General features: G+C 57.8%; 11 protein-coding genes. 6 read left to right on the top strand and 5 right to left on the bottom strand.

Features of this window, described 5'->3' with window-relative positions; translation table 11 throughout:
- Nucleotides 1-14 precede the first annotated feature (14 nt).
- The 3 genes from ACID345_RS05900 (at nucleotide 15) to ACID345_RS05890 (ending at nucleotide 2,141) form a co-directional block, all read left to right on the top strand.
- A complete protein-coding gene (locus ACID345_RS05900) occupies nucleotides 15-1,121 on the top strand; it encodes an aldose epimerase family protein (protein WP_011521952.1) in 1,107 nt (368 codons plus the stop codon).
- A 70-nt stretch (nucleotides 1,122-1,191) separates the two neighbouring features.
- Complete coding sequence (locus ACID345_RS05895) at nucleotides 1,192-1,719, top strand: GNAT family N-acetyltransferase (RefSeq protein ID WP_011521951.1); 528 nt, start codon at nucleotides 1,192-1,194, stop codon at nucleotides 1,717-1,719.
- Nucleotides 1,716-2,141, top strand: coding sequence for a hypothetical protein (locus tag ACID345_RS05890; RefSeq protein WP_011521950.1), 426 nt, complete (start codon nucleotides 1,716-1,718; stop codon nucleotides 2,139-2,141). The genes ACID345_RS05895 and ACID345_RS05890 overlap by 4 nt, the downstream gene beginning before the upstream one ends.
- Here the strand turns inward: ACID345_RS05890 and ACID345_RS05885 are convergent.
- The 4 genes from ACID345_RS05885 to ACID345_RS05875 form a co-directional block, all read right to left on the bottom strand.
- Nucleotides 2,127-3,053: a hypothetical protein gene (locus tag ACID345_RS05885; RefSeq protein ID WP_011521949.1), complete on the bottom strand. Its 927-nt coding sequence runs from the start codon at nucleotides 3,051-3,053 to the stop codon at nucleotides 2,127-2,129. The two genes, ACID345_RS05890 and ACID345_RS05885, sit on opposite strands and share 15 nt — an antisense overlap.
- A 23-nt stretch (nucleotides 3,054-3,076) precedes the next feature.
- Nucleotides 3,077-3,241: a hypothetical protein gene (locus tag ACID345_RS26855; protein ID WP_187148952.1), complete on the bottom strand. Its 165-nt coding sequence runs from the start codon at nucleotides 3,239-3,241 to the stop codon at nucleotides 3,077-3,079.
- The gene (locus ACID345_RS05880) at nucleotides 3,238-3,441 is read right to left on the bottom strand and encodes a hypothetical protein (protein WP_041855485.1); all 204 of its coding nucleotides are present in this window, start codon (nucleotides 3,439-3,441) and stop codon (nucleotides 3,238-3,240) included. The genes ACID345_RS26855 and ACID345_RS05880 overlap by 4 nt, the downstream gene beginning before the upstream one ends.
- A 282-nt stretch (nucleotides 3,442-3,723) precedes the next feature.
- Nucleotides 3,724-6,804: a beta-galactosidase gene (locus ACID345_RS05875; protein WP_011521948.1), complete on the bottom strand. Its 3,081-nt coding sequence runs from the start codon at nucleotides 6,802-6,804 to the stop codon at nucleotides 3,724-3,726.
- 211 nt (nucleotides 6,805-7,015) lie between these two features.
- On the opposite strand from ACID345_RS05875, the gene ACID345_RS25165 reads away from it, so the two are divergent.
- The gene (locus tag ACID345_RS25165) at nucleotides 7,016-9,787 is read left to right on the top strand and encodes an eCIS core domain-containing protein (RefSeq protein ID WP_011521947.1); all 2,772 of its coding nucleotides are present in this window, start codon (nucleotides 7,016-7,018) and stop codon (nucleotides 9,785-9,787) included.
- A 295-nt stretch (nucleotides 9,788-10,082) separates the two neighbouring features.
- Here ACID345_RS25165 and ACID345_RS26580 read toward each other — a convergent pair whose 3' ends face one another.
- Nucleotides 10,083-10,598: a hypothetical protein gene (locus ACID345_RS26580; RefSeq protein ID WP_148210033.1), complete on the bottom strand. Its 516-nt coding sequence runs from the start codon at nucleotides 10,596-10,598 to the stop codon at nucleotides 10,083-10,085.
- Between the two features lie 72 nt (nucleotides 10,599-10,670).
- Here ACID345_RS26580 and ACID345_RS05860 point away from each other — a divergent pair, with 72 nt between their 5' ends.
- Entirely contained in the window at nucleotides 10,671-10,895 is a 225-nt protein-coding gene (locus ACID345_RS05860) for a helix-turn-helix domain-containing protein (protein WP_011521946.1), read from the top strand.
- 78 nt (nucleotides 10,896-10,973) lie between these two features.
- A complete protein-coding gene (locus tag ACID345_RS05855; RefSeq protein WP_041855483.1) occupies nucleotides 10,974-11,636 on the top strand; it encodes a hypothetical protein in 663 nt (220 codons plus the stop codon).

Genomic DNA, 11,636 nt, shown 5'->3' with positions numbered 1-11,636 from the left:
TCTGCGGAGGCTTCGTGCTCCATAACCGCATCTTGGCAGTCTTCTTCACGCTTTCTGTTCTCGCCTCACTTGCCCACGCCGCAACCACCGTCAGCAAATCTGAGTTCGGCAAAATGCCCGACGGCCGCTCCGTCGACATCTATACCCTCAAAGACGGCGCCATCGAAGCCCGTATCACCACCTACGGTGCGCGCATCGTCTCCTTGCTTGCCCCCGACAAGAACGGCAAAACCGCCGACATCACCCTCGGCTACGACAACGTTGACGGCTACGTCAAAGACGGTGCATCCTTCGGTTCGCTCGTCGGCCGCTACGCCGGTCGCATCGGCAACGCAACCTTCAACCTCGATGGCAAAGACTTCCATACCCCCAAGAACGACGGCCCCAACACCTTGCACGGCGGACCCGAAAATTTTGGCAAGCAGCTTTGGACAGGCAAGCAGATTGCCAATGGCGTTGAACTGACTTACGTCAGCAAAGATGGCGAAGCCGGTTTCCCCGGCACCCTGACCACAGTCGTCCGCTACACGCTGATCGGCAAAGACCTCAAGCTCGACATCTCCGCTGCCACCGACAAGGACACCGTCCTCAACCTGACCAACCACGCCTACTGGAACCTGGCTGGTGAAGGTAGCGGCGACGTCGCCAAGCAGGAAGTGCAGATCAACGCCGCGAAAGTTGTCCCCGTAAACGATGGCCTGATTCCCACCGGCAAACTCGCTGATGTCGCCGGCACGCCCCTCGATCTTCGCAAGCTCACTCCCATCGGTGCGCACGTTGACGACAAGTCGAACGACCAACTCAAGTACGGCATCGGCTACGACATCACCTACGTTCTCGACAACAACGGTAAGCTCGTGCCCGCCTCCGAAGCCTACGATCCTGCCAGCGGACGCGTTCTCACCGTGCTCACCGACCAGCCCGGCCTGCATTTCTACAGCGGCAATCACATGGACGGCGTAGCCGGCAAAGGTGGACACAAATACGCCTTCCGCAATGCCTATGCCTTCGAAGCCCAGAATTTCTCCGACGCTCCGAACCAGCCCAACTTCCCCAGCGCCGTGCTGAAGCCCGGCCAGAAATTCCACCACATCATCATCTTCCGTTTCTCGACGAAGTAACTTCGGGTGCCCCGTCCTTATCCGCACAGCGGACAGGGCGGGGATTTCCGCCTCCGTTACAATCCCTTCCATGCCTCGAGTTGTGTTCTTTACCCGACGCGCGAGCACCAGCGATGCCGAAGCTTTGTCGGAATTTGCGCGCGCGGTGTTCCCTCTCGGCGGACGCCCGGGCGCTGCACAGGCCGACCTCGATGCCTACTTCGAGGAGAAGCTCACGCCAGATCGGTTCCGCGAAGCCATCGCAGATACCAATGTCGTGCTTTTCATCGCGGAGTTTGAACAAAAGATTGCCGGGTATGGCGAGCTGTGGCACGACAGCCCTCATCCGCAATTGACGGAGCCGCATCCCTCCGAGGTGCGCAAACTTTATGTCGGGCCGAATTTCCACGGGAGCGGTGTCGCCCATGCGCTGATGCTCGAGATGCTGGCGTATGCCGCCCATCCGGTCTGGCTCGGCGTCTTCTCCGAAAACCCGCGCGCCATTCGCTTCTACGAGCGCTTCGGATTCAAGATCATCGGCACGCAGCAATTCCTCGTCGGCAACGATCCCCAGGAAGACTTCCTTATGCGGCGCGACGAACAGAAGGGAACGGCATGAATCTCAGCACTTCGGAAATCATCACGGTCGGCATGATCATCGGCGGCGGGGTCCTCTATCACCTTTGCCAGAAAGCCACGCCTTCCACGCTCGATCCGTTTCTCGCGCTCTTCATTTCCTTCGGACTCGCCTCACTCACGTGCCTCTGCATCGCCGCCTCGCATCACAGCGTCTCTTTGGAACAACTGCATCGTTTGAATTGGGTTTCGGTCGGACTGGCGGCTTCTCTCGTCGCCATCGAGTCTGGCTATCTGATCGGCTATCGCTATGGCCTGAAGCTGAATATCACTTCGTTCGCCTGCAACACCATGGTCGCGCTTGTGCTTCTCGTTGTCGGCACCGTCGTGTATCGCGAGAGCTTTACCCTTCGCAGTGCCAGCGGATTCGTTCTCTGCATCATCGGCTTGCTACTTCTGCGCTGATGGTTTACGCGTTATCGCCTCACGGATCCCGGCGTCCGGCGCGGAGTTGTCGAACTTCGCCGTCTTCCCTTCCACCGTGATGCCGAGTTTCTTCCACATCGCATCGAGATCCATCGGATCCGGCTTATCGCTCATCTCGTGGTAGAGATCCATCAGCACCGTCGTCCCTGTCGCTTTATCGCCCATCGCCAGCGCACGATCGATCTCCCAATCTTCGGCGATGGTGCCGCCGCCGTTCATAATGGCCCGCAGCGCATCCTGCAGCCCCTTCGCATTCTTCGTCTGTCGACGGATACGCACATCGGCCATCAGGCAGAACATCGCGCCGCCCCAGTACGTTCGTCCCCAAGTGTGGGTGCGATCGAGTCCTTGATCGCCTGACTCCGGCTCGCCCTGGTGCATGTCGCGAACCGTCTCGTACCACATCTCTTCCACCGATAACTGCCCCGCCTGCACTCGCGCCACCGGTTCCACGTATACAGAAATTCCTTCTTCAATCCAGTGCTGCCGCCGTGGCACAGAAGGAAACGCAAGATGAATCATCTCGTGTGTCAGCATCCAATCGTTCATCAGCTGTTCTTTGGTCGTCCCTCGTCCCACTGAAATTACGATCAGCCCGCCGTTTTCCGGATAGGTCACGCCATGATGCACTCCATCACGGTCGTCGGCGCTGATCTTCAGTGTCAGGTGCTTCACCGGATAGCGCCCGTAGTAAGTCGTCACGGCATCTGCCGCGCGCCGCACCCACTCCATTAAGTCGTCCTGGAATGCCGCAGGTTCTCCGCTCGGAAGCGTGATATCGATTGAGCCGCCGCCAATGGAGATCGACTTACTCTGCGCCGCGCTCAGCGTGGCGAAGAAAAGGAAGAGGAGAACTACGAGGAAATACGTTCGCGCCCGAGCGACCCACATCGGCGCCTATTGTAGAACGGAATCTACCGGAACAACCGCATCTGGGGATGGCGCTTTAGAGCCTCTCGCTCCTGCCGGACGACCCGGCGAAGGTCACGGCCTTCGAGAAAGCGCACGGACAGGAATCCGGCGACGATCGTGAGCCCCAGCCACAGCAGATATGTCCATTCACTCGAAATCGGGTTCATTTGCTTTGCTCGAACGATTCGCAATGATGCTGGTTTACATGGAACCAGTACTTCCTTCGGGCCTCAGCGAGTGCATACATGGCGAAGTCGGCCACAATGCCGTTCTCCCCAGCATCCGTCCGTTGGCCGTCGGCCTCCAGATAAACGCTGGTGCATTGCAGGACCTGTTTCTTGAGTTGCGCGGCTTCGGTACATGTCATTGAAGACTCCCTGTCGTCTGACTGCAGGGGGAAGTTGATGCTGGAACGAGCAGAACAATACCCCGCCCTACTCTGGAACGCAAAGTTACTTTGGTTAGAGAATCGTGGTGACAAGCGGGTCTGTAACAAATAACAACAGGCGACGCCGGACCGCGGCAGAACTTCGCGAAACCCTCTAAAAGCAAGTGGATGCGCCGCTCACTCTCGACCTGCAAAGGACATACAAAAGCCAAGAAACAAGCCCCTTGCGAGGTCCCGACGTTACCGCCGGAACCACCATCGTTACTCATCCTCTAGAACGCCGCCGTTTGAATACTCCGCAACCACCGACTTATCTTTCTTGCGGATGATCCGAATCGCCGCCCGTTGCGACGGCAACGTCACCTGCAAGCGTGCTCCGGTCGTGCGATCGCGCACCGCGATATTCGTATCCGCCGCGTCATCCGACACGAATAGGTAGGCTACGGCATCCTCGAGCACCGTCGCATAGATCAATACACCCGGAGAAACTACACCTTCGACGCCATACAGCGGCTGCACTCCCGCTTGCGCCAACGCATACTTGTAAACCTGCGCCGCTGCATCGAGTCCCTCAGCTAGCTCTACCGGATATGCAACCCAGTAGATCTTTCCGCGACCCAACGAGGCTTCGCTAATTTTCTTTTCGTCCGCAAAGCGCGCCGTCTCCAACCACGCCTGCTTGGTCTGATCGAAGCTCATGCGGACTTCGTTAGCGCCAAGCTTCACGGAGGCAGTTTTGTACGTCAGCGGCTCCGTCGCCCCCTTGATGCCGAGCGCGTTAAAACGATCGACAACGTGCCAATGTTCGTCACGTCCCACGCCACCTGTAACGAGCAAACTTCCGCCGTTTTTCACGTACGCCACCAGCGTCTGCCATGTCTTCTCGTTCAGCGCCTGTGGCGAAGGCAGCACGACCAGCTTCGGATTGCCCAGCTTCGCAATCTGGTTCTCAGCAATTACATACGGCGCCACGTGGTTTGCATACGCCAGCGCACGCACCGCTTTCCGTTGGGCCTCCAGTTGTGCATCGCCGATCACTGAGAACTGCATTGCCTGCGACGTCACGATCGCCACATCCGGCTGCACCGGATTGCGAAGCACCTCACGCGCCTTGGCTACAAACGTTCCGAAGTTGCGCAGCACTGTGGCTTCCGGTTTTTCCGTCGCATCTCCGCGTAACGCACCAATCGGCGCTTCGTTGCCTTCGGTCATGTAGGTGTTGGTGTTCCACAGCCACTGGATCGCACCGCTTCCCTGCGCGAACGAGAGCGCCATCTTCCTCTCGAAAAGTGCGCCTTCGCTTTCAACTGTGCGCCGCGCGGTCTGATCCATGTTCAGTTCACGCTGCAATCCAGTCTCCTGGATCAGCATCGCTTTCCCCGGCTGCTTCGCCACGAGCGAATCCCACAACAGCGAATCGTTCTCCCACCACGAATGGTTCGCCGTGAAGTCCACGGCGTTGCCGAAGAACGCTGGGTTCGGACGATCGTTGTATCCACCCTCATCCTGTCCCACCACGATCGGTTGCTGTGCGCCGGTGGCGCGGATGGCCTCCCGCATCTGCTGCGCCCATCCCGCGAACTTCTCCTGCGCAAACACATAAAAGTCGTAAATCTTGAGCGAATTCGGGCCAGCGTACATGGCGCGCGGCGCAAACTCAGACTCTGTCGGGACCGGCGCGGTGTCGCCAAGTTGCGGCATGTTCCATGCATCCGCCAGCGCAGCGCGATCCGGGTACTTTTGCTTCAACCACTCGTTCCACTGCTGCAGTTCGATCCAATCCTGGTTCGGCCGCGTCTTCCACACGAACTGTGAAATGCTCGGCTCGTTAATCAGGTCCCACGCCACGAAAGGCACATCGTGGAAGCGCGCGGCCACGCCAGAATAGAACGCCTTCTGCCGCCGCACCGCCACGGGGTCAAGATATGGGTTCTCTCCACCGAGCACCTCGGGGAGAAATGCGAGGAAGTTCCACTGCACCGGCAGTCCATGTTTACGCGCGGTCATCAGATAGGCTTCCAGCGTTCGCAGCGTCCGCTCATACGGACGTCCCGTCTCGTCGCACAGCTTGTCCCAGCCCGTCCACCAGCCGCTGCGAATCATGTTCAAGCCGGCACCGCTGATCTGCCCCAACTCTTTGTCCCACACATACACATTCGGATGATCGAAGAACAACCGCTGCACGTCGCTCGCCATGTAAGTCGTGCCGACAACCGCCAAGGGCCTTCCATCGAGTTCAAAGTAGTCTTTATTGACGCCAAGTTTCGGCCCCGAGCGAAGATACTCGAGGTCACGCATCCAAAAGCCAGAGTGATACGCCGCGACAGTTCGATCGCCATCGAACAATCGTGATTCAATTCGATACAATCCTTTTTCCTGCACCGGCGGGAACTCCACCACTGCGCCGCCATTTGCGAGTGTCGCGGTGCGAGCCACCTTCTGCTCCGGCTTGTCTTCCGGCGCGATCGACACTTCTGCTCTCAACGAGGCCGAAGAAGAGTTTGCCGACCAGTTCAATTCCACCTGCACCGGCTCGCCTTCCGCATAGAGTGGCAGCGTCGGACGCGCCGTGAACTCCTGCGCTCCGCGCTCCGTGTACTCCACAAGATCGCGAATGAGATCGCCTGCATATACCGATGACGTGATCTCCGAATTCACGAACACCCAGCGCCCACCGCCCCACTTGCCGCGCACATGATCAATCCCAATTGCCGGCGCTGCGAACTTTCGTCCATCACGCAGTCCCCACGCCAGTGCATCGAGCCGCGCGTCGAGTTCTCCCGCCGATCCCTGCCGCTTATAAACATCGCTGGATGACAGCCGGATCACCGGGCTAAATCCGCGCTTCCACCTAAACTGCGACGCCTTCACCATCACGTCCGGATTCGCCTCGAACTGCATTCCGTCGCTGCCCGGCGTCTCCTGGTATTGATCGATATTCAGTCCGAGCACGAAGCGCACGCTGTACTCGCGCAACTCCCATCCTGATTTTCCGCGAAACGCCGCACGCGTAAACGGTCGCCCGCCAATCACCAACAGGTTCCCGCCGCGATACAAATAGCTATCAATTGCCGGCCACACCGCTTCCGGAAACGCCGACCCATAGGGCAGCACCAGCAGCGTGGTCGCCCTGTCCGCTAACGAAGCAACCAGTTGGTCCGCCACCACAAACTTCGCGTCGGATATGAGCGCATGTAATCGCGCCATGTCCGGCGCCGCCGCATCCGCCGTCGGAAATCCCGGCTCTTCCAGAACGACAGTCGTCATCGCACTCGCACCAGCTTCATTCGTCGCAACCAGAAAGAATGAGCACACCAACAGCAGGAAGGCGAACTTCATCATCCACGGACCTCGGGCACTCTGGATTCCGCAACTTACTTTGCAGCAGCATCCTACCAAGGTGCCAGAACCAACGATAGCGTCCGCACGAGCCCACCAGTGATCTGCCAAAACCTTCAGTTCGTCCGGTCCCGGCTGCCGCATTCCGGAAGGCAAAAGCGCCGCCGCCAACCTCGACCACGAATGGAAATCAAGTTGCACTGCTTAACACCGGATGCTCACGCGCGCCCGACTGACGAAGGAGGCGGCCCCGACCAAGGCCGCAACTCCAGCAAAGAAAGCGACGAATTACTACTCGCAGGAAACTCAAAGAGAGGGCGTCAGCGCCGAATATTCGTTCTCCCTGGCGGGACTGCGGCTTTTCTCCGGCGCACAAGACGACGGCAGCAGCAATTCTGAAGATTTCTCGCCGCTCCTGCCGATCCAGGCAAAGCTCGACGTAGGAGAAGTTGACGATCCGCTCGAGGCCGAAGCTGACCGCACTGCGGACGCTGTAATGAAGTCGCCATCCCCTGCCCCACCGACCTCTCCTGCAGCCCATTCCTCGGAGCAGAAGAAATGCGAGTGCGGCGGGACGTGCGAGAAATGCCGTGGCCAACAGCAGCCGGAACCTGTGAAGCTGCAGAGGAAACCCGCGGCGGCGGGAAGCCTTCGGCTCGCCGCTGCGCCGCCGATTGTCCACGAAGTATTGCGGTCGGCGGGCCAGCCGCTCGATCCGCAGACTAGAAGCTTCTTTGAACCGCGCTTTGGCTACGATTTCAGTCGCATACGGGTGCATCGAGATGCGCAGGCGGCCGAATCAGCCGAAGCCCTGCATGCTAAGGCTTACACCGTCGGGCGCGACATCGTCTTCAGCGGGCGTGCGCCCTCGTCGGATGGGCCGGAGGCCCGGACTCTAATGGCCCACGAGTTGACCCATGTCGTTCAGCAGAACGTGGGCTCCGTGGTCCTGCGCCGCTCCCCCGACAAACGATGGAAGACCGACGTTTCCGCTGCAAAATATCGCGGTCAGGTGATGTCTGCCCGCATCCGTCGTCACGGAAAGCTCTCGCAGGAGGCGCGCGAGAAAGTCAACAGTGAGCTGGCATTTTTCGAAGGTGCAGCCAAAGACGCCTATCTGAAAGAAGTGAAACCCGCGCTCCACGAGGTGGTTGAGATCGAAATGCCGGAAATGAACATGGCCCGGCCCATCCATCCGCCCAAGCCGATGACATTGATGCCTCTCAATGAAGACCCGAACATTTGTGGACCGGGCGGCTGCAAGAGCGACGAGGACTTGGGGATCGCCCCGCCAGCACCGGTTGATCCGGTCAAACAAGAGTTCGAACTACGCAAGGAGTTGAACCTGGGGGATCTCGACACAGAGATGGTGGGCTGGTCTGAAGCTGACCAGAAATTCGCGAGAGAACTTGTCACCCAGCTCCTCGATCAACGAATCAGACCAGAAAACATGCCCAGCGCGATCCGCGGCCCTGTCCTTGAGCGATACCTCGAGTGGATGAAACTGGTGGACGCCGAGCGGCACAAGCAATGCGATCCCAACCGAGGAGGAATTGCCACCGCGAGGGCGACGGCGAGCAATGACGATCCCTGCAAGTCGTGGTTTTCTCCAGAGTCGGGACACGCCGAGAACGAATTGCAGTCGCTCGAGAGGACGTTGAAGCTCACAGTCAAAGCCGACCGCAATGCAACTCCGTCCCAGGAGGTTTACTGGTCGGTGTTCGAGTATCGAAAACTCACCGATCCCAAAATGCTGGAATCGGCTCAAATCGCAGGTGAAATGGTTGGGGGACTCGTGGCATTCGTCGACTTAGTGAATGTCACCATGGCGTCGTACCCGGTAAAACTTGGAGAAAATCCAACGATCAGCACGCCCCCGAGGCTCTCCGGCACTACGCAGGTGGATCCCCCGGTCACTCCGAAAGTTCCTGCAAAAACGGTCGTTCCTGACCCACCGACCCCTCCGAAAGTTCCTGCAAAGACCGTCGTCCCGGATCCACCAACCACGCCGACGACCGCGCCCAAAGTTGTGGATCCTCCCAATGTGAGCGGAAAAGTTGCCGACGCAGATGCGGCGGCAGCCACCGCGAAAAAGCAAACGCCTCCTCCGACGCGAACCACCGGCATAGACGACGATGCGGCGCTGGGCAGCAAGGGCAGCGCCAAAGGTGCTCCAAAGGGAAAGAAAACCGCTGCTGACAACAAGCCCACAGACAAACAAATGGTGTCCACGAAGGACAAAGGCAAAACCGCTCCCACGAAGGCGTCAAAAGACGACCTCGACGATTCGTCTGCACAAACCAAGGGAAGCAAGTCAGATGACGCGACGGGCGACACCAAAACCAAGCCGGACAAACGAAAGAAGGTCCCTCCACCCGAGAAGAAGCCTCCGAAAGACACGACACCGCCGGTCACCCGCAGCGGGCCCATGTCTCCCTCCGAGGAGCGGGTTCGAAATATCGCCGGAAAAGACATTTATGTCGGCATGCGAGCCAGGATCAAGATGAAAGGCGGCAAAGTCATAACCAAGGGACTGAGGAACACGCGTTTCGATCCGGTGGACCCAGCCCGTGCCCAGGCAATTGGCGGTAAGGATCCCCGTGCTGCTCAGCTGCCGGAGGTCACCGTGCCCTCCTACGCCGGTGCAAAGAAAGGAAGCCAGAAGTCCTCAGGATTCGTGATCCAACCCGCAGAGGGCGCGGACTCTCTGGAAGTGGTTGCGTGGAACTCGGGCGATCCTCTCCGCGAGAGCAATATCTCCCATGCCGAACGACAGTTCATCGACTGGTTCCGGGGTCAAGATGCAGGGTGGACAAACCAAGTAGAGAGCGTGGAAGTCGAGGTCTTCGGGAGGGACATCTGTACAAACTGCGAGTCGGACATATCGGACCTGAAGCGCGGCTATGACAAGGTCAAGTTCAAGTGGGACCGCACCGACACCGGTCGCCCTTACAAACCCGAGAACCCAAACCCGCCGACGAAATAAGCAGGCGCTTCCGCCATAAGTGGCAGACCGGTCTGCAACTTATGGCAGCGTCGCGAGAACTTCTGCGGACAAAATCAATCGCCGTGCGCAAAATTGCAGGCCACGGCGATCAAATCAGGGCTATGTTGTTGAGAAATCTGGAGCCGACGACCAGACTTGAACTGGTGACCTGCCGGTTGCGGTTCAACTAGCTAAATACCCCATGAATCAGCGGTTTCCCGATATCGCCGATACGCACAAATGGGCAGATTTGAGTACGGTTGTTACCAAAGTTGATACCAAGACGCGAACACCATCATTCCGCAGTGTCACTCGAATACCGCAGCGACTGAAATATCGCTTCCTCGGCATCTTTGATTCGATTTCGAAGTGATACGGGAAGATATTTTTCCCGCTCCAACTCTTGAACTCGTCTCTCATCCAGCAGTCGGTTCGCCTCGACAAGAGCAGAGTCCTTCAGCTCTTGGAAGAGCTTGATGTTTTCGTCATCGATTTCTTGAAGCATTCTGTCGAGTCCCACCGTGACACTGTGAACTGATTTCAATTGCGGCCTTCCGTTGTTCTCGAAGTCCTCCGCAACCCAACGGCGCTCGCGGTCGTCCAAATGCTTTTCGCAGTGCCCAAATATCACTTCGCCAACAACGGGGTGTCGGCAGCTTGGGTGCAAACACATGTGCCTTCTTCCTGTCCTGAAAAGCGCAACTCGCTGCGAAGCTGATTTGTGCCGTTCTGCTTCAACAATCCTAGCGGCGACAGCTTCGCAAGCAACAAGAGTAAGCGCCTGCACGAGCAGCTCTGAGCTTTCTATCACTTCGCACTCTCCGATATTGACTGTCTGGCATACCAGACACGCTGGCGGGGATGATAAGGCGACCATGAGCGTGTGTCCAGCGACAAGCACGCACTGCTACTGGCGGTTGGGAAACGGATTCGTGCTCTGCGAATCCAGAAGGGCTGGACTCAAACGGACATGGCTGTGTATCTCGACATCAATCGCGGCCACATCTCAGATATCGAACGTGGCAAACGCGAGGCGGGACTCATTACGTTGCAAATAATCGCTCGCGGATTGGATACCACCATGGCACGGCTCTTAAAAGGTCTGTAATTGGGCCGGGCGATTTGGACTCAACACTCGCGTCTTGTCATTGACAGTTGCTGCTCCTCTCGGTAATTGTATTGTTCCGTGGATAAGATTCCCTTCAGCGTTTACGACTTCTTCGCTTACCTGTCTTCCGGCGCTACTGTTCTAGCCGCTTTCGATTATGTATCGGGTCTCCATATCCTTGAGCGTACACAGGTCGGAGTTGCGCTTGGCGTCCTCCTCGTTGTCCTTTCATACGTTGTCGGTCAGATCGTGGCGCATTTTTCGTCCTTCATCCTTGAACAACTCGTTGTGAGCCGAATCCTAACCAGACCCACAGACCTACTTCTCGCAGAGGGCAAGACCAAGGGATTACGTCCCCTCGTATTCCCGAACTACTTCAGGCCTTTGCCGAAAGAAACGCAGATACGCGTGTGGGATGCTGCGGACAGACGAAAAGGCCCTGCAAAAGGAGAAGGCCTGTTTTTACATGCATACGCTGTGGTAACGAGAAATGACAAAGCTCAGGCGCGACTCGACGAATTCAGGAACCAGTACGGCTTCGCTCGCAATATGGCATTCGCTCTTTTGTTCGATGCGATCGTAATTGCAGTGCAACGGGTAAGTAATCCGACCCTTCAGTGGCATTGGGCACTCGCCGCCGCGTTTTGCGGGATAGCGCTCTTCTATCGCTATCTTAAATTCTTCCGACAGTATTCCTACGAACTCCTGCTTCGTTACGCAGAATTGCCGCTTGGAGGTTAA

This window comes from Candidatus Koribacter versatilis Ellin345 (genome assembly GCF_000014005.1).
Classification (GTDB): domain Bacteria; phylum Acidobacteriota; class Terriglobia; order Terriglobales; family Acidobacteriaceae; genus Korobacter; species Korobacter versatilis_A.
This window is presented reverse-complemented; position numbering and strand designations above follow the sequence as displayed.

Coding starts and splice junctions, on each gene's coding strand:
- ACID345_RS05895 (WP_011521951.1), top strand. CDS start 1,192: ATGCCTCGAGTTGTGTTCTTTACCCGACGCGCGAGCACCAGCGATGCC.
- ACID345_RS05890 (WP_011521950.1), top strand. CDS start 1,716: ATGAATCTCAGCACTTCGGAAATCATCACGGTCGGCATGATCATCGGC.
- ACID345_RS05885 (WP_011521949.1), bottom strand. CDS start 3,053: ATGTGGGTCGCTCGGGCGCGAACGTATTTCCTCGTAGTTCTCCTCTTC.
- ACID345_RS26855 (WP_187148952.1), bottom strand. CDS start 3,241: ATGAACCCGATTTCGAGTGAATGGACATATCTGCTGTGGCTGGGGCTC.
- ACID345_RS05880 (WP_041855485.1), bottom strand. CDS start 3,441: ATGACATGTACCGAAGCCGCGCAACTCAAGAAACAGGTCCTGCAATGC.
- ACID345_RS05875 (WP_011521948.1), bottom strand. CDS start 6,804: ATGATGAAGTTCGCCTTCCTGCTGTTGGTGTGCTCATTCTTTCTGGTT.
- ACID345_RS25165 (WP_011521947.1), top strand. CDS start 7,016: ATGCTCACGCGCGCCCGACTGACGAAGGAGGCGGCCCCGACCAAGGCC.